The following is a 19156-nucleotide window of genomic DNA, read 5'->3' as shown; positions in this document are numbered from 1 at the left end:
TCAGAATCGCCGCCGATCAAGCAGCTACGCTGTTAGAAAAACGAACCACCCTATGCGAGGTGTGCAATGGGAACCCTTCTGCCGAAAATGCCTGCCCAGACCCTTTACGTCACGATTACCCGCGACGAGCTGCGTCGACTCAAAGAAGAACGCGAACAGCTGCAACAGCAAGTCGCGCAACTCAGTTTGCTTCTGCAGCAAGCCCAGGACGGCCAGTTGCCAGCGCGCAGCTGACCTTCCCCGCGGCTGGTTGTGCACCTAATGTTTTTCTGCCCTGCTTGACGGCATTTTTCCAGCCCAAGCCGTCTGAAACGTTGTGCCACAACCTGCAGCCGCGCTGCTGCAGGTTCCTGCGAGCAAAAGTGACCAGCGGGTCACATTCTTCACGATATCTCTCCTACACTCGGTATTCGGCCAGACATCGCCCGGCAAACTCGACTGAAAATAGTCGAAACTTCTGGAATCGCGGTAGGTCAGGAACTAAGTAGGCCATCGATTCCGCTTCAACGGACGCGGCCCACCCACCCCATATCGTCAACACGCCGCCGGCAGGACGCCGGTTTGCGTAGCGCTTGTGCGCTTGGCTTCGGGGCATGGAACGCAAGGCAAGACCACTTACAGAGAGAAGTACCAGCAGAGAAACAACAACGGGCGCCCACGCCCGCACAACATAGGGACGGAGAGAAGTATGATCAGTGCCGCTGTCGAACCTCATGTAGAGCAATTCACCCCGGATTCGCGTGAACCGCTGGTTGGAGCGGATTTAACGCCGACAGCCAAGGCACTGGGTGCTGACCCCAGACATTCTTCGCACAAACGCAAAGTGTTGTTCGTCACCTCGGAAATCGCCGATCTGGTCAAGACCGGCGGCCTGGGCGATGTTTCGGCGGCGCTGCCGCGGGCCATGCGACACCTGCACGATGTGCGCGTCTTGATTCCCGGTTACCCGCAGGTGCTGGAAAGCGACAACCCGATCCACCTGGTCGGCGAGCTGGGCGGCCACGCGGCCTTGCCGCCCTGCAAGATCGGGCGTATGGACCTCGCCGATGGCCTGGTCATCTATGTACTGATCTGCCCCGAGCTGTACCAGCGCGAAGGCACACCCTATGGTGCCAACAACGGTCGCGACTGGCCCGACAACCACATCCGCTTTGCCCGCCTGGGCCTGGCCGCGGCGGAAATCGCCGCCGGCGAAGGCATGGTCCACTGGAAGCCCGACCTGGTCCACGCCCATGACTGGCCCGCCGGCCTGGCCCCGGCCTACATGCACTGGCGCGGCCTGCAGACGCCGACCCTGTTCACCATTCACAACCTCGCCTACCAGGGCGTGGTCAGCCGCGCCTGCTGCCCGGAGCTGGCGATCCCCGACCATGCCCTGCAACAGGAAGGCATGGAGTTCTACGGCAAACTGTCGTTCCTCAAGGCGGGCCTGGCCTACTCCAGCCACATCACTACGGTCAGCGCCACCTACGCCCGGGAAATCACCACCCCCTCGTTCGGTTGCGGGCTGGATGGCTTTCTCGCCAGCAAGGCCCAGCAGGGTTTGCTCAGTGGCATTCCCAACGGTATCGACGAGAGCTGGGATTCGGCCAGCGACCCGCACCTGGCCCACCCTTTCAGCCTCAACGACTGGAACGGCAAGGCCGCCAACGCCCGTCAGGTGCGCGAACTGTTCGAACTGCAGCCCTCGACCGGGCCGCTGTTCGCCGTGGTCTCGCGCCTGGTCTACCAGAAAGGCCTGGACCTGACCCTGGGTGTAGCCGAATACATCGTCCGCCAGGGCGGCCAGATCGCGATCATTGGCCGTGGCGAGCCAGAGGAAGAACAGGCCATGCGCGAACTTGCCGTGCGCCATCCGGGGCAGGTCGGCGTGCGCATCGGCTTCAACGAAACCGATGCCCGGCGCATGTTCGCCGGCAGCGATTTCCTCCTGATGCCGTCGCGCTACGAGCCCTGCGGCCTGAGCCAGATGTACGCCCAGCGCTTCGGCTCGCTGCCGGTGGCGCGCAATACCGGGGGGCTGGCCGACACCATCGAGAATGGCGTCACCGGCTTTTTGTTCGATGAATCGACTGTCGACAGCTACCGCGAAGCCCTGAGCCGGGCGTTCTACGTGTACAGCAAGAAGAACCTGCTCAACGCCATGCGCTGCCTGGCCATGACCCAACCGTTCAACTGGTGCCAGGCCGTCGAGCCTTATGCCCGCCTTTATCAGGAGCTGGTCGAAAACGCTCGAGTAACCCCACGCTGAACGCGAGGTGGCAGGTATGCCCTTGAGGTCACAGGAACAGGCGACCCACGGGGCCGCGATGGTGGACAGTAACAGCGCCCGGTTTGCCCTCTGGGCTCCGGACGCGCAGCAGGTTGAAGTCGAGTTCCAGGCTGGCCGGTGTGAACCTTTGCAGGCGCAGGCTGACGGTTGGTTCGTCGGCCGCTTGCCGTGCAGAGCGGGTGATCGCTACCGCTACCGGATCGACGCGAACCTGGCGGTGGCCGACCCGGCCTCGCGCTACCAGCCAGAAGGGGTACACGGCCCCAGCGAGCTGGTCGATCCTGCGGCCTACCGCTGGCAGCACGCGGATTGGCACGGACGCCCCTGGCACCAAGCGGTCATCTATGAGCTGCATGTTGGCCTGTGCGGCGGCTATGCCGGGGTGATCGAGCGCTTGCCGGCGCTGGCCGAGCTGGGTATCACCGCAATCGAACTGATGCCGCTCGGACAGTTCCCGGGGGAGCGCAACTGGGGTTATGACGGCGTGCTGCCGTTCGCCCCGCAGCACAGCTATGGCAGCCCCGAGCAACTGCGCGAACTGATCGACCAGGCCCACGGTCATGGCCTGATGGTGCTGGTGGATGTGGTCTACAACCACTTCGGCCCGGATGGCAACTACCTCGGCCAGTATGCCAGTGGATTTTTCCGCGAAGATCGCCAGACCCCTTGGGGCGCGGCGATTGATTTTCGCCGCCGCCAGGTGCGTGACTTCTTTGTCGAGAACGCCCTGATGTGGCTGCAGGACTACCGCGTCGACGGCCTGCGCCTGGACGCCGTGCATGCCATTGACGACCCGGACTTTCTCGCCGAGCTGGCGCGTCGGGTACGCAGCACCCTCGACCCGGGGCGCCAGGTGTGGCTCAACCTTGAGAACGAACACAACCAGGCGCACCTGCTCGAACAGGGCTTCGATGCGCAGTGGAACGACGATGGCCACAATGCCCTGCACGTGCTGCTCACCGGCGAGCAGGAGGCCTACTACGCCGACTACAGCGAGTCGACCATCGAAAAGCTGGCACGCTGCCTGAGCCAGGGCTTCGTCTTCCAGGGCCAGCCGGATCGCAATGGCCGCCCCCGCGGCGAACCCAGCGGCCACCTGCCACCCACCGCCTTCGTGCTGTTCTTGCAGAACCACGACCAGATTGGCAACCGCGCCTTCGGCGAGCGCCTCAACCAGCTGTGCCCACCCCAGGCGTTGCGCGCCGCCACCACCCTGTTGCTGCTGGCGCCGATGATTCCGCTGCTGTTTATGGGCGATGAATGGGGCTGCGAGCAACCTTTCGTGTTTTTCACCGATCACCACGATGAGCTGGCCGATGCCGTGCGCGAAGGCCGACGCGCCGAGTTTGCAGGCTTCACCGCCTTCGCCGATGCCGCCACCCGGGCGCGGATTCCCGACCCCAACGCCGCCAATACCTTCAACGCTTCACGGCCGCTTGCCGCCGAAACCCGCCAGCACGCCTGGCTGCAATTCTACCGGCAACTGTTGGCGCTGCGCGCCCGCCATATCGTCCCGCACCTGCCTGGCATCCACGCGCTCGGTGCGCAGGTGCTGGGGCCGCAGGCCCTGAGTGTGCGCTGGCACCTGCACAGCGGCGCTGAACTGCGTATCGACCTGAACCTGGGCCCGACCGCGCAAGTTGCCGACCTGCCCGATCACGCCGTACGGCTGTTCACCTGCAGCCAGGCCAGCGTCGGTACCACTCAACTGCCGCCCTACACCACCCTGGTCAGCCTGATGCCGACCACCCCAGCGGAGCCCGCCCATGACTGACCCACGCTTGCAGCAACTGGCCGAACTGGCCGGCCTTGCAGTGGACTGGATCGATGCCAACGGCCGCGCCCAGCGGGTCAGCGACCCGGCGCTGCAGCAGGTCCTGGCCGGCCTTGGTCACCCGGCCGACAGCGCTGAAGCAATCGAAGCCAGCATCCAGGCGCTGCTGCGCGCCCACGATGCCCGCCACCTGCCGCCGCTGTTGACGGTTGACCACGGCCAGCCCCTGGAGTTGTCCGGTTTTTTCCCGGCAGCGATGGACTGCCAGGTGCTGCTTGAAGATGGCAGCGAACAACCGTTGCAACTGGATGACCAGGCCAGGCTTCCCGCCGGCTTGCCGATCGGCTATCACCAGGTGCAGATCGACCGCCAGCAGTTCACCCTGGCCGTGGCGCCGGCACGCTGCTACAGCATCGCCGACGCCCTCGATACGCCGACCCCGCGCTGCTGGGGCCTGAGCGCCCAGCTTTACAGCCTGCGCCGCCCCGGCGACGGCGGTTATGGCGACTGCCTGGCCCTCGAAGCGCTGGTGCGCAGCGCGGCCGAACGCGGCGCCGATGCCCTGGCGATCAGCCCACTGCACGCCATGTTCGCCAGCGACACCCAGCGCTACAGCCCTTACTCGCCCTCGAGCCGGCTGTTTCTCAACAGCCTTTATGCCAGCCCCGCGGCGCTGCTGGGTGATCGCGCCGTGCGCATGGCCATCGAAGCTTGCCAGTTGCACGGGCCGCTGGAGCAACTCGAACTGCTGCCAATCATCGACTGGCCACAGGCAGCGTCGTTTCGCCAGCGTTTGCTGCGCGCGCTGTATCGCGACTTCATCGCCGGCGAACACCCGCTGTTCGCCGACTTCGACAGCTATCGCCAGCACGCAGGTCCGGCCCTGGAACGTCATTGCCGCTTCGAGGTGTTGCTGGAACACGCGCTCAAGCGCGATATCGGCCAGGACTGGCGCGACTGGCCGGCTGCCTGGCACGACCCGCACAGCCCGCAGGTGAGTGCCTTCGCTCGCCAGCACAGCGAAGAAGTGGAGTTTCACGCCTTCTGCCAATGGCTGATCGAACGCAGCCTGCAACGCGCCCAGGATGCGGCGCGCAGCAATGGCATGAGCATCGGCCTGATCGCCGACCTTGCGGTCGGTGCCGACGGCGCCGGCAGCCAGGCCTGGAGCCGTCAGGACGAATTGCTGGCCGGCCTCAATGTCGGCGCGCCGCCGGATATTCTCAACCGCGCCGGGCAGAACTGGGGCATCTGCGCCTTCTCGCCGGAAGGTTTGCGGCGCAACGGCTACCGCGCCTTTATCGAAATGCTGCGGGCCAACTTCGCCCATGCCGGTGGCTTGCGTATCGACCATGTCATGGGCCTGCAACGCCTGTGGCTGATCCCCCAGGGCGCCACTGCGGCCGAAGGTGCCTACCTGCACTACCCGCTTGATGATCTGCTGCGCCTGCTGAGCCTTGAGTCGGTGCGTCACCAGGCAATCGTGCTGGGTGAAGACCTCGGCACCGTGCCCGAAGGCCTGCGCGAAAAGCTCGCCGCCCGGGCCATCCTCGGCATGCGCGTGCTGCTGTTCGAGCAAGACCCGCCCGGCCATTTCAAACCTATCCTCGACTGGCCCGACAACGCCCTGGCGACCACCAGCACCCATGACCTGCCGCCACTGGCCGGCTGGTTGCAGGCCCGCGATATCGACTGGAGCCAGCGCCTGAGCCTGATCGACGCCATCACCGAACGCCACTGGCGCGAAACCCGCCAGCACGAGCGCCAGGGCCTGCGGCGCATCCTTGAGCAGAACTACGGCCAGGGCCTGGCCGAGGGCGACGCCCTGATCGATGCCAGCATCCGCTACCTCGGCCATACCCGCGCGCCGCTGGTGCTGGTACCGCTGGAAGACCTGCTGGGCATCGACGAGCAACCCAACCTGCCCGGCACCATCGACAGCCACCCGAACTGGCGCAGGCGCTTTGCCCTGCCGGCCACCGGCCTGCTCGACGACGAGGACGCGGCGCGGCGCCTGGAACTACTTGCGCAGGCCCGAGAACAAGCCTGGGAGCGTGACCGATGAAAGCCCTGACCGCGACCCTGCGCCTGCAGTTTCATGCCGATTTCGGCCTTGACCAGGCCGCAGCGCTGGTGCCCTATTTCGCCCGTTTAGGCATCAGCCACCTGTACGCCTCGCCACTGCTGCGCGCCCGCCCCGGCTCGCGTCACGGCTACGACGTGGTCGACCCCGGCCAGGTCAGCCCGCAGCTGGGCGGCGAAGCTGCGCTGGAGCGCCTGGTGGCGGCGCTGCGCCTGCACGGCATGGGCCTGATCCTCGACATGGTCTCCAACCATATGGCGGTCGGCAGCGACAACCCCTGGTGGCAGGACCTGCTGGCCTGGGGCCGGCGCAGCCGCTACGCCGAGTTCTTCGACATCCAGTGGCACTCGCCCGACCCCCTGCTTGAAGGCCAGCTGCTGCTGCCGTTTCTGGCCGGCGACTACGGCGCGATGCTGCAAGGCGGCGAAATCCCCCTGCGCTTGGACACTGCGACCGGCCAGTTGCATATCCAGCACCACGAACACCGTTTTCCGATCTGCCCGGCCGACTATGCCGTGGTGCTCGCCACCGGTGGCGCCGCTCTGCAGGAACTGGCCACCCGCTTCAGTGCCTTGCGCAGCGGTGCCGACGCCCCGGCGCGGGCCAGGCCGCTGCTGGCCGAACTGGCGGCGCTGGCCCGCCAACAGCCCCTGGATGATCTGCTCAGCGCTTTCGACAGCCGCACGCCCGAAGGCTTCAAACGCCTGCATGCGCTGCTCGAACGCCAGCCCTACCGCCTGGCCAGCTGGCGCACTGCCGGTGACGATATCAACTGGCGGCGCTTCTTCGACGTCAACGAGCTGGGCGGCCTGCGCGTCGAGCGCACGGCAGTGTTCGAAGCCACCCACAGCAAGGTCTTCGAGCTGATCGGCCGCGGCCTGGTCGACGGCCTGCGCATCGACCACATCGACGGCCTGGCCGACCCGCGAGGCTACTGCCGCAAGCTGCGCCGAAGGGTCGACGGGCTCTTGGCCCAGCGCCCACTGGAGGCAGCGCTGGAGCACTTTCCGATCTATGTCGAGAAAATCCTCGGCGCCGACGAGCAGTTGCACCGCGACTGGCAGGTCGACGGCAGCACCGGCTACGAATTCATGAACCAGGTTTCGCTGCTGCAGCATGATCCAGACGGCGAAGCCGAACTGGCCACGCTGTGGAGCGCGGTGAGCGAGCGCCCGGACTTCAGCGAGGAACTGCGCCTGGCCCGCCAGCACATCCTCAACGGTAGCCTGGCCGGCGACTTCGAATCGGTGGCCCAGGCACTGTTGCAGGTGGCCCGCGACGACCTGATGAGCCGCGACCTGACCCTTGGCGCCATTCGCCGTACGCTGCAGGCGTTGATCGAGCATTACCCGGTGTACCGCACCTACATCAATGCCTGCGGGCGCCCGGCAGAAGATGAAGGGTTCTTCCAGCAAGCCATGCGCGGTGCCCGCCAGTGCCTGAGTGAAGCCGACTGGCCAGTGCTCGAGTACCTGCAGCGCTGGCTCGGCGGCGAGCCCTGGCGCCGCTTGCCACCGGGCCGGCCGCGCAAGCACCTGCGCCACGCCTGCGTTCGCTTCCAGCAACTGACCTCGCCCACCGCTGCCAAAGCCGTAGAAGATACCGCGTTCTACCGTTCGGCACTGTTGCTGTCGCGCAACGATGTCGGCTTCGATGCCGAGCGCTTCAGCGCCCCGGCCGAGGACTTCCATCGCCAGTGCCTGAAGCGCCTTGAGCAGTTCCCGGACAACCTGCTGGCCACCGCCACCCATGACCACAAACGCGGCGAAGACAGCCGCGCGCGCCTGGCGGTGCTCAGCGAACGCAGCCGCTGGTTCGCCAGTCGGGTCGAACACTGGCGCGAACTTGCCAGCCCCTTGCGCAGCAACCTGGCCGACGGCGAGGCGCCGGGTGCCGGCGATGAACTGCTGCTGTACCAGACCCTGCTTGGCAGCTGGCCACTGGACCTCGACGAAAACGATCCGCTGGCGCTTGAGGCCTATGCCGAGCGCCTGCGCCTGTGGCAGCGCAAGGCCCTGCGTGAAGCCAAGCTGCGCAGCAGCTGGAGCGCCCCGAACGAGGCCTATGAACAAGCCTGCCTGGATTTCATCGACACCCTCCTGCTGGACCGCGCCAGCCAGCAGTTGCGCCACTCGCTGGCCGAGGCCGCGCAGGCCATCGCCTGCCCGGGCGCCCTCAACAGCCTGGTGCAGTGCCTGCTGCGCATGACCGCGCCCGGGGTGCCCGACCTGTACCAGGGCAACGAGTTCTGGGATTTCAGCCTGGTCGACCCGGACAACCGCCGCGCGGTGGACTTTGCCAGTCGGCGCCAGGCCCTGGGGGACGGCACCACAACGGCGCAGTTGCTCCAGGACTGGCGCAGCGGCCGGGTTAAACAAGCGCTGATTAACCAGGTGCTGGAATGGCGCCAGCACTACCCACAGTTGTTCCTGCGTGGTCAATACCTGCCCCTGCAAGTGCGCGGCAGACACGCCGGGCGGGTCCTGGCGTTTGCCCGGGTAAGCGCCGAACAGCGCGCCGTAGTCGTGGTGCCACGCCTGGCCTGCAGCTTGCTTGGCCAATCACCGATACCGCTGATCCCGGCACAGAACTGGGACGATACCCGGCTGATCCTGCCGTTTGCCTTGTCGCCTGCCAATTGCTCGGGACTTTTTGCCACAGGCGCAGTCACACCCACAAAGGAGCTGTGGCTGAGCACTGCACTCAAGGAGTTTCCGGCCAATCTGTTCGTTGAACACAGTTAAGTCCTCAGGAGCGTAGAGATGAGTGTCGAAGAAAAACGTATCCGTGAATTCGCCTATCAGATCTGGGAGTCGGAAGGTAAGCCCGAAGGCCAGGAAGAACGGCACTGGGCGATGGCGCGCAAGCTTGCCGAAGCCGAAGCGCTGGCGCCCAAGGTCACGCCGCGCAAACCGGCCAAGGCGCCGGCGGGCAGTACCGGCAAGGCCAAGCCGGCAAGCAATGCGCCAGCGCCGAAAAAGCCCAGGGCAACCAAGAAGCCACCGACTGCATGAACCTGATCGCGGGGCAAGCCCGCTCCTACACAGCCTGTGGGAGCGGCGGTGCGACGCCTCGACTTGCCCCGCGATAACCCCTGTGCCAACCCCCGGTCTCATCAAGGATCTCCATGAGCAAGCCAAAGCCCGCCGCCGATCACCTCGAACCCTCGCGCATCCGCGAAGGCCTGCCCTTCCCGCTGGGCGCCACCTGGGATGGGTTGGGGGTCAATTTCGCGCTGTTCTCGGCCAATGCCACCAAGGTCGAGCTGTGCCTGTTCGATGCCAGCGGCGAGGTCGAGCTTGAACGCATCGAGCTGCCGGAATACACCGACGAGATCTTCCATGGCTACCTGCCCGACGCCCACCCTGGGCAGATCTACGGCTACCGCGTGCACGGCCCGTACGACCCGGAAAACGGCCACCGTTTCAACCCCAACAAACTGCTGATCGACCCCTACGCCAAGCAACTGGTCGGCAGCCTGAAATGGTCCGAAGCGCTGTTCGGCTACACCATCGGCCACCCTGACGGCGACCTCAGTTTCGATGAGCGCGACAGCGCGCCGTTCGTGCCCAAATGCAAGGTCATCGACCCGGCCTACACCTGGGGCCGCGACCAGCGCGTGGGCATCCCCTGGGAGCGCACCATCCTCTACGAGGCGCACGTGCGCGGTATCAGCATGCGCCACCCGGCGGTGCCGGAGGCCAATCGCGGCACCTTCGCCGGCTTGATGTGCGACGAGTTGCTCGGGCATATCAAGCAGCTCGGGGTGTCGTCGATCGAGCTGTTGCCGATCCATGCCTTCGTCAACGACCAGCACCTGCTGCAAAAAGGCCTGAACAACTATTGGGGCTACAACAGCATCGCCTTTTTCGCCCCGCACCCGCGCTACCTGGCCAATGGCAAGATCGCCGAGTTCAAGGAGATGGTCGCGCACCTGCACGACGCCGGCCTGGAGGTGATTCTCGACGTGGTCTACAACCACACCGCCGAAGGCAACGAGCTGGGCCCGACGCTGTCCATGCGCGGCATCGACAACGCCTCTTATTACCGGCTGATGCCCGATGACAAGCGTTTCTATATCAACGATTCCGGCACCGGCAACACCCTGGACCTGAGCCACCCGTGCGTCTTGCAACTGGTCACCGACTCGCTGCGCTACTGGGCCGGCGAGATGCACGTGGACGGTTTTCGTTTCGACCTGGCAACCATTCTCGGCCGCTACCACGAGGGCTTTGACGAGCGTCACAGCTTTCTCGTCGCCTGCCGCCAGGACCCGTTGCTAAGCCAGGTCAAGCTGATCGCCGAACCCTGGGACTGCGGCCCCGGTGGCTACCAGGTGGGCAACTTCGCCCCCGGCTGGGCAGAATGGAACGACCGTTTTCGCGATACCGTGCGGGCGTTCTGGAAAGGCGACGAAGGCCAGCTGGCCGACTTTGCCGCGCGCATGACCGCCTCCGGCGAGCTGTTCAACCGCCGCGGGCGCAGGCCCTACGCCTCGGTCAACTTCATCACCGCCCACGACGGCTTCACCCTGCGCGACCTGGTGTCGTACAACGACAAGCACAACGAGGACAACGACGAAGACAACCAGGACGGCAGCAACAACAACCTGTCGTGGAACCATGGCGTCGAAGGGCCCACCGACGATCCCGAGATCAAGGCCCTGCGCCTGCGCCAGATGCGCAACTTCTTCGCCACCCTGCTGCTGGCCCAGGGCACGCCGATGATCGTTGCCGGCGATGAGTTCAGCCGCACCCAGCACGGCAACAACAACGCGTACTGCCAGGACAGCGAAATTGGCTGGATCAACTGGGAGCTGGACGACGACGGCGCCGCGCTGCTCAAGTTCGTCAAGCGCCTGACCAAACTGCGCCTGGCCTACCCGGTGCTGCGCCGCTCGCGTTTTCTGGTCGGTGACTACAACGAGGCGATCGGGGTCAAGGACGTCACCTGGCTGGCGCCAGACGCCAGCGAGATGAGCGTCGAGCAGTGGCAGGACGCCCACGGGCGCTGCCTGGGTATGCTGATGGACGGCCGCGCCCAGGTCAGCGGTATCCTGCGCCCTGGCGCCGATGCCACCCTGCTGCTGATCGTCAACGCCCATCACGATACCGTGGCCTTCACCCTGCCGCAGGTGCCTGAGGGCGAATACTGGAACTGCCTGATCGACACCGACCGGCCGCAACTGCGCAAAGGCGAGCATCATGACTTTGGCAGCGAGTTCCAGGTCAGTGGCCGCTCGTTGCTGTTGCTGGAGCTATACCGTGACGATGATGTCTGAAAACCAGGCGGCCGCGGTCAAGCGCCTGCGGGTGCTGACCGTCAATACCCACAAGGGCTTTACCGCCTTCAACCGCCGCTTCATCCTCCCCGAACTGCGCGAAGCGGTTCGCAGCACCCGCGCCGATATCGTCTTCCTTCAGGAAGTGCTCGGCTCCCACGACCGCCATGCCGCCCGTTACGCAGGCTGGCCGCAGACCTCGCAGTACGAGTTTCTCGCCGACAGCATGTGGAGCGATTTCGCCTATGGGCGCAACGCCGTTTACCCGGACGGCCATCATGGCAATGCGTTGTTGTCCAAGTACCCGATCATCGAGCACCGCAACCTCGATGTGTCGATCACCGGTCCCGAGCGGCGCGGCTTGCTGCATTGCGTGCTGGATGTGCCCGGGCAGCGCGAGGTGCATGCCATCTGTGTGCACCTGTCGCTGCTCGAAAGCCACCGGCAAAAGCAGCTGCAACTGCTGCGCAAGCTGCTTGACTCACTGCCTGCCGACGCCCCGGTGATCATCGCCGGCGACTTCAACGACTGGAAACTGCGCGGCAACCGTACCCTCAACCTGCACCGCGACCTGCACGAAGCCTTCGAGCGCCATCACGGCCTGCTTGCCCGCACCTACCCTGCCCGCCTGCCGCTGCTGCGCCTGGACCGCATCTACCTGCGCAACGCCCACAGTCATGCCCCGCAAATCCTTGGCAACAAGCCCTGGAGTCATCTCTGCGACCATCTGCCGTTGGCGGTTGAAGTGCAGCTTTAGCAATCATTCGGCATAGCCGCAACGCTGGAAAGAGCGGTTGCGGCTATAGGATGAAATTTATTGTTTAATTTCAGCAAATTGCCGCTACCAATAGCGTGACAACGGTTACTTCACGCTTTCTTGACGCCTGCCCCGTCCTCTCCTTAGCTACAAGTAATGCAGCAACTGCAGATTCCATTCCGAGCCTCTAGCGCGCGCTTTTCAGCGCGTGAAAGGGACCGGTTTGCTGGTTTGGGTCGCCCTCTGGTTTTGCTTTACAGCCCGTGACATCAGGCCAGAACCCTGGCTAATAAAAACAGAGGAGATCCGCCATGAAAAAAACTCCGAATCCTGCGGGCTTTGAGTATGTTTTCTATGCGGTTTCCACGTCGCTGCTACTGGCAACCCCGTTGGAAACCCATGCATTGGGCCTGGAGGATAACGACCCGTTCAACAACCTGGTGCAGGCACAACCTGTGCTGACGCTCAACCCGGTCAGCGCCAGCGGTCTGGGCCTGAGCACCCTTGGCGCCTTTTCCGAGCGCCTGGCCGAGCGCAATGCTCCGGCACCGCGCGACAACATCGCCACGCAATGGGCCCAGTTCTTCCCGGCCCCGGTGCGTACCCCGAGCCCAGAGGCCGACAACCTCGCCACCCCGAACCAGAGCCTGCAAATCAGCCCAGACCTGTTCGTTCGTGAAACCGGTGGCGGCAATACTCACCGTGCCGGTTTCTTTGTCGGCCACAGCAATCTGCAAAGCGGCTTTGATGGCCTGCGCAAACCCCAGGTCGGCAACAAGGAGACCGTGCTCAACCTCGACGGGCAAAGCCTGGGTGTGTACTGGAGCATGACCCACGACCAGGGCTGGCACCTGGATGCGGTGGCCATGGGTACGCGATTTGATATCAACGGCCGCAGCGAGAGCGGCCAGCGCCTGGATGGCAACGGCCACGCCCTGACCCTGTCGGTCGAAGGCGGCTACCCCATCAGCCTGGGCAACAACTGGACCCTGGAACCGCAAGCACAGTTGATCAACCAGCAGTACTTTCCCGGCAGCCAGACCCAGACCGACACCCAGCAAGCCTTTGACCAGCAGCCCAACTGGACCGGCCGGGTCGGTGCCAAGTTGTCGGCGCGCTACAACGTACGCGGCATGCCGATCGAACCGTTCGTGCGGACCAACGTCTGGTACGACTTCTCCAATGCCGACACGGTGAGCCTGGACAAGGTCGACAAGATCAGCAGCGGGCGCAACTCCGCCACCGTTGAACTGGGCTTGGGCCTGGTGGCGCGGGTCACGCCGAAAGTGGCGCTGTTTGTCAGCGCCGACTACAGCAGTGACGTGGATGACAATGACCTCAATGGCCTGATCGGCAACCTGGGGGTCAGGGTGCGCTGGTGATGCCAGCGCTGGCACGGCCAACTCCCACAGGTTCACTGCATGCAGGTCCGTTGTGGGAGCCGGCCTTGCCGGCGATGGCCCTCACTGCGGCCGCAGGATCAACACCCCCAGCGGCGGCAGGTTCAGTCCCAACGACAGCGGCTGGCCATGGCTGGGCTGGGCCTGGCTGGCCACCTCGCCAAGGTTGCCGTAGTTTGAGCCGGCATAGCCCTCGGCATCGCTGTTGAACACCTCGGCCCAACGCTCGCCAAACGGCACGCCAATGCGATAACCCTCGCGCGGCACCGGGGTGAAATTGGCCACCACCAGCAACGGCGCGCCGTTCGCACTCCAACGCAGCCAGGCGTAGACGCTGTTGTGCGCGTCATCGCCGATCAACCATTGAAAGCCCTGCGGCACGCAGTCCTGCTCGTGCAGCGCACGCTCGTCGCGGTACAAGCGGTTGAGGTCGCTGACCAGTCGTTGTACGCCCAGATGCTCGGGGTACTTGAGCAGGTACCAGTCCAGCTCGCTGTCATGGTTCCACTCGCGCCACTGACCGAACTCGCAGCCCATGAACAACAGCTTCTTGCCCGGATGGGTCCACATGAAGGTCAGGTAGGCGCGCAGGTTGGCGAATTTCTGCCAGCGATCACCGGGCATCTTGTCGATCAGCGAATGCTTGCCGTGCACCACTTCGTCGTGGGAGATCGGCAGGATGAAATGCTCGGAATAGGCGTAGATCAGGCCGAAGCTCATTTCGTTGTGATGATAGGTACGGTGGATCGGGTCGTTCTGGATGTAATGCAAGGTGTCGTGCATCCAGCCCATGTTCCACTTGTAGGCAAAGCCCAGGCCGCCCTGCTGGGTTGGCTGGCTGACGCCCGGCCAGGCCGTGGATTCTTCGGCGATCACCAGGGCACCGGGGGCCTCCAGGGCCACCACGTCGTTGAGGTGACGCAAAAAGTCGATGGCCTCGAGGTTCTCGCGCCCGCCGTGGCGGTTGGGCACCCACTCGCCGGCCTTGCGTGAGTAGTCGCGGTAGAGCATCGAGGCCACGGCATCGACGCGCAGCCCGTCGATATGAAAGTGCTTGAGCCAGTGCAACGCCGAGGCCAGCATGAAGCCGTGCACTTCGGTGCGGCCGAGGTTGTAGATCAGCGTGTCCCAGTCCTGGTGGAAGCCCTCCAGCGGGTTGTCGTACTCGTACAGCGCGGTGCCGTCGAAGCGCGCCAGGCCGTGGGTGTCGGTGGGGAAATGCGCCGGCACCCAGTCGAGAAGCACGCCGATCTGCGCCTGGTGGCAGGCGTCGATGAAGGCGGCAAAATCCTCGGCGCTGCCATAGCGCGCGGTCGGCGCAAACATCGACAGCGGCTGATAACCCCAGGAGCCGCCAAACGGATGCTCCATGATCGGCATCAGTTCGATATGGGTGAAGCCCAATTGCTGGATATAGGGCACCAAACGCTCGGCCAGTTCGCGCCAGTTGTAAAAGCGCGCCACTTCGCCATTGTCGTCCAGCTCGCATTGCCAGGAGCCGGCGTGCAGTTCGTAGATCGACAGCGGCGCGTTGCTGGCCTGGCGCTCGCCGCGCAGTTGCATCCAGTGCTGGTCCTGCCAGTCATGGGCCAGGGGCCCGGCAACCTTCGAGGCGGTGCTGGGCGGCAACTCGGTGGCGCGGGCCAGCGGGTCGGCCTTGAGCGGCAGGATGCCTTCGCGCCCGAGCACTTCGTACTTGTACGCTTCGCCGGCGCGCAGGCGCGGCACGAACAGCTCCCAGACCCCGGACGGATGGCGCAGGCGCATGGGGTGGCGACGGCCGTCCCAGTTGTTGAAATCACCGACCACCGAGACGCGCCGGGCGTTCGGTGCCCACACCGAAAAGCGCACGCCGTCGACGCCTTCAACGTTCAGCGGTTGCGCGCCCATTGCCGCCGACAGGTCACGGTGGTTGCCCTCGGCAAACAGGTACAGGTCCATGTCGCCCAGCAAAGGCCCGAAGCTGTAAGGGTCTTCGGTGATCTGCTCACCGCCGGCCCAGTTGATCTGCAGCAGGTACGGCTGCGGCTCCTGCAGATGGGTGATGAACAACCCCGGCACCGGGCCTTGCTCCAGCTCTGCCAGCACGCGACTGTCGTCACGGGCCAGCACCCGTACGTTCAGGGCGTTGGGCAGGTAGGCGCGGACAAACTGGCCACCGGCACCATCCGGGTGCGGACCGAGCACCGCGAACGGGTCGGTATGTTCGGCTCTTACCAGGGCATCGATATCGCGCTGCCCCAGTCCTCCTTCCTCGCGCTTGCGTTGAGTCATTTACTGCTCTCCCCAGGTACTGATCAGACCATGCAGGCCATGCAAAGGCACGGCCAGCCAATGCGGACGGTTCTCGGCTTCGTAGAGGATTTCGTAGGCGGCTTTCTCGAGGCTGAACAACGCCAGCGCCGCCTGCTCGCCGTCAGCCAGCTCCCAGGCATGGGGCATGGCCGCACTGGCCAGCCCATACGCCTCGACAAAGGCATGCCGGGCCTGGTGCAGATAACGGCGGGCGACGCGTTGACGCGCCTGACGGGCAGCCTCGGAAAGGTCGACAGCAGAAGCACTGCGCAGCACCATCGCTGCAGCATAGTCGAAGGAACGCAGTACGCCGCTGACATCCTTGTACGGGCTGTGCCTGGCCCGCCGCTCATCCAGCGGCCGCGCCGGTTCGCCTTCGAAATCGATCAGGTAGGCATCACCCTGCACCACCAGCACCTGGCCCAGGTGCAAGTCGCCATGCACGCGCATCAATAGCCCGCCGACCGCCTGTTTGCTCAGCTCGCCAATGTGCTTGAGCAGGCTCTTGCGTTGCTGTTGCAGGTCGTCGACCAGGGCCTGGCTGTCGCTGTCGAGGCTGGCGCGGTGCTCCTGCAGCAGGTCCAGGGCGCGGCTCAGCTGGGCGCTGATGTGCTTGTTCCAGGCCTGGCTGTCGCGGCTGTTGCTGGCCCGTGGCTGGAACGCCGGATCAGCGCTGGGCGCGGCCAGCAGCAGGTGCATCTCACCCAGGCGCTGGCCGAGCAAGGCGGCAAAGTCGGCCAGGTCCTGCAGGGCATCGGTGTGTACGTCCTGATCCTTGCTCGACGGCTCCATCTCGTCGCGGATGGCCCGCTCGAGGTTGTTCTGGGTCCAGTCCCAGGCATCGCCCTGGTTGCTCAGGTAGCCCTGGGCGATCATCAGCAGGTGCGGTTGCGCCTCAGCATCGACGCGGCTGACCCAGGCCAGCAGCGGCGAGATATTGGCAAAGCCTGCGGCCGTCAGGTAGGCGCTCATTTCCAGCTCCGGGTGCACCCCGGGATTGACCCGGCGGATCAGCTTCAGCACCAGGCTGCCACCGACCACCACCGAGCTGTTGGACTGCTCGGCGCTCAGGTAGCGCACGTCGGCATCCTCACCCAGGTTCAGCGCCGCCAGTTGTTCGCTGGCCTCAAAGCGCAGCTCGCCCTCGCTGCAGGGCAAGCGCAAGCCGTCCTTGCAGCCGGCAAGGACGGCACGCACAAAGCTTTCAAGCACAAAGCCATCGGTGATCAGCCCCACCTGGCGACCGCGGCGCACCCGCGCCAGGGCCAGTTGTTGCGGCGCCGGGCTGTTGATGTGCTCTTCGCCGATCAGGCCGAACGGCAGTTGATAGCGGCTGCTCTGGCCGCCGCCCTGCACGTCGATCTCGCTCAGCAGCACCGGGCTGGTGGCGGCGCCAAAGCGCACGCCGTAGGCGATCTGCACCTGTTCGATGCGGGTTTCCTTGCCGGAAAACCAGCGGCGCTTGGGCAGGTACTGGGGCAGGATGCTGTCTTGCAAAGTAGCCCGCGACGGCGCTTCAAGCAGCTCTTCCATGCGCTTTTTCAGCACCAGGGTGGTGAACTCCGGCAGGCTCTGGGCCGGCTCCATGTGCCAACTGGGCATCTGGTCCTTGTCGGCGAGCAGGAACCAGTAAAAACCATAGGGCGGCAAGGTCAGCAGGAACGGCAGCTGGCCGATCGGCGGGAAGGCGCTGCCGCCGAGCATCTCCACCGGCACCTTGTCGACATACTGCTGCAGTTCGAGTTCGGCCGCCTGCGCGGCGCGCGAAACGTTGGCCACGCAGAGGATGATCTCGCTCTTGCCGTCGCTGGCGGTGTACTCGCGGATGTAGGCGAGAATCCGTCGGTTGCTCGGCGTGAGCATCTTCAGCGTGCCGCGGCCAAAGGCTTTTTGCTGCTTGCGCACCGCCAGCAGGCGGCGGTTCCAGTTCAGCAGCGAATGCGGGTCGTGGGCCTGGGCCTCGACGTTGACCGACTGGAAACCGTACAGCGGGTCCATGATGGGCGGCAGCACCAGGCGCGCCGGGTCGGCGCGGGAGAACCCGCCGTTGCGGTCGATCGACCACTGCATCGGCGTGCGCACGCCATCGCGGTCACCCAGGTAGATGTTGTCGCCCATGCCGATCTCGTCGCCGTAGTACAGGGTCGGCGTGCCGGGCATCGACAGCAGCAGGCTGCACAAAAGCTCGACCCGGCGTCGGTCGCGTTGCAGCAACGGCGCCAGGCGCCGGCGGATACCGAGGTTGATCCGCGCGCGGCGGTCCTCGGCGTAGTAGTTCCACAGGTAATCGCGCTCGCGGTCGGTGACCATCTCCAGGGTCAGCTCATCGTGGTTGCGCAAGAAAATCGCCCACTGGCAGTTGGCCGGAATCTCCGGGGTCTGGCGCAGGATATCGGTGATCGGAAAGCGGTCTTCCTGGGCCACGGCCATGTACATGCGCGGCATCAGCGGGAAGTGAAACGCCATGTGGCATTCATCACCCTGCCCTTCGCCAAAGTACAACTGGGTGTCTTCCGGCCACTGGTTAGCCTCGGCCAGGAGCATGCGGTCGGGGTAGTTGGCGTCGATCTCGGCGCGGATCTTTTTCAGCACCTGGTGGGTTTCGGGCAGGTTCTCGTTGTTGGTGCCGTCACGTTCAATCAGGTACGGGATGGCGTCCAGGCGCAGGCCGTCGACGCCCAGGTCGAGCCAGTAGCGCATGACCCCGAGCACCGCCTTGAGCACCTGCGGGTTGTCGAAGTTCAGGTCCGGCTGGTGCGAGTAGAAGCGGTGCCAGAAGTACTGGCCGGCCACCGGGTCCCAGGTCCAGTTGGATTTCTCGGTGTCGAGGAAGATGATCCGCGTGCCGTCGTACTTCTGGTCGCTGTCGGACCACACGTAAAAGTCCCGGGCCTTGCTTCCCGGCTTGGCGCGCCGGGCTTTCTGGAACCATGGGTGCTGGTCGGAGGTGTGGTTGATGACAAGCTCGGTGATCACCCGCAGGCCGCGCTTGTGCGCCTGGGCAATGAAGTGCTTGACGTCAGCCAGGGTGCCATAGTCGGGGTGCACCGCCTTGTATTCGGCGATGTCGTAGCCATCGTCGCGCCGTGGCGAGGGGTAGAACGGCAGCAGCCACAGGGTGTTGACCCCTAGCTCGGCGATGTAGTCGAGCTTGGCGATCAGGCCGGGGAAGTCACCGATGCCATCGTTGTTGGAATCAAAGAAGGATTTGACGTGTACCTGGTAGATGATCGCGTCCTTGTACCACAACGGATCATCGATAAAGGCGGCTGGGCGGGCGCGCTTGGCCATGCT

General features: G+C 64.8%; 10 protein-coding genes and 1 pseudogene. 9 read left to right on the top strand and 2 right to left on the bottom strand.

Features of this window, described 5'->3' with window-relative positions; all coding sequences use genetic code 11:
- The first annotated feature begins 66 nt into the window (after window positions 1–66).
- The 9 genes and pseudogenes from ABIE20_RS00130 to ABIE20_RS00090 all read left to right on the top strand — a co-directional run bounded on the left by ABIE20_RS00130 (window position 67) and on the right by ABIE20_RS00090 (window position 13549).
- Entirely contained in the window at window positions 67–234 is a 168-nt protein-coding gene (locus ABIE20_RS00130) for a DUF6026 family protein (RefSeq protein ID WP_429501708.1), read from the top strand.
- Between the two features lie 454 nt (window positions 235–688).
- Window positions 689–2251, top strand: coding sequence for a glycogen synthase GlgA (gene glgA, locus ABIE20_RS00125; protein ID WP_429501706.1), 1563 nt, complete (start codon window positions 689–691; stop codon window positions 2249–2251).
- A 16-nt stretch (window positions 2252–2267) separates the two neighbouring features.
- The gene (gene treZ, locus ABIE20_RS00120) at window positions 2268–4046 is read left to right on the top strand and encodes a malto-oligosyltrehalose trehalohydrolase (protein ID WP_429501704.1); all 1779 of its coding nucleotides are present in this window, start codon (window positions 2268–2270) and stop codon (window positions 4044–4046) included.
- Window positions 4039–6111, top strand: coding sequence for a 4-alpha-glucanotransferase (malQ, locus tag ABIE20_RS00115; RefSeq protein WP_429501702.1), 2073 nt, complete (start codon window positions 4039–4041; stop codon window positions 6109–6111). The genes treZ and malQ overlap by 8 nt, the downstream gene beginning before the upstream one ends.
- Entirely contained in the window at window positions 6108–8873 is a 2766-nt protein-coding gene (locus tag ABIE20_RS00110; protein WP_429501700.1) for a malto-oligosyltrehalose synthase, read from the top strand. Before malQ ends, ABIE20_RS00110 begins: the two co-directional genes overlap by 4 nt.
- Window positions 8874–8891: 18 nt before the next feature.
- Window positions 8892–9143: a DUF2934 domain-containing protein gene (locus tag ABIE20_RS00105; protein ID WP_429501698.1), complete on the top strand. Its 252-nt coding sequence runs from the start codon at window positions 8892–8894 to the stop codon at window positions 9141–9143.
- Between the two features lie 100 nt (window positions 9144–9243).
- Window positions 9244–11410 (top strand): annotated as a pseudogene (gene glgX / locus ABIE20_RS00100) (glycogen debranching protein GlgX).
- Window positions 11400–12167, top strand: a complete 768-nt coding sequence (locus ABIE20_RS00095) for an endonuclease/exonuclease/phosphatase family protein (protein ID WP_429502372.1) — start codon at window positions 11400–11402, stop codon at window positions 12165–12167. The pseudogene glgX and the gene ABIE20_RS00095 overlap by 11 nt, the downstream one beginning before the upstream one ends.
- Before the next feature lie 311 nt (window positions 12168–12478).
- Window positions 12479–13549: an autotransporter domain-containing protein gene (locus ABIE20_RS00090; RefSeq protein WP_429501696.1), complete on the top strand. Its 1071-nt coding sequence runs from the start codon at window positions 12479–12481 to the stop codon at window positions 13547–13549.
- 81 nt (window positions 13550–13630) lie between these two features.
- Here the strand turns inward: ABIE20_RS00090 and glgB are convergent, their stop codons facing one another.
- A complete protein-coding gene (gene glgB / locus ABIE20_RS00085; protein ID WP_429501694.1) occupies window positions 13631–15841 on the bottom strand; it encodes a 1,4-alpha-glucan branching protein GlgB in 2211 nt (736 codons plus the stop codon).
- On the bottom strand, window positions 15842–19153 hold the full coding sequence (gene treS, locus ABIE20_RS00080; protein ID WP_429501692.1) for a maltose alpha-D-glucosyltransferase: 3312 nt from the start codon (window positions 19151–19153) through the stop codon (window positions 15842–15844).
- Window positions 19154–19156 lie beyond the last annotated feature (3 nt).

The sequence above is a fragment of the Pseudomonas sp. 2835 genome, assembly GCF_050435905.1.
In the GTDB taxonomy this organism is placed as follows: Bacteria; Pseudomonadota; Gammaproteobacteria; order Pseudomonadales; family Pseudomonadaceae; genus Aquipseudomonas.
Note: the sequence above shows the minus strand (reverse complement) of the source record. Positions and strands in the feature narration are given on the sequence as shown.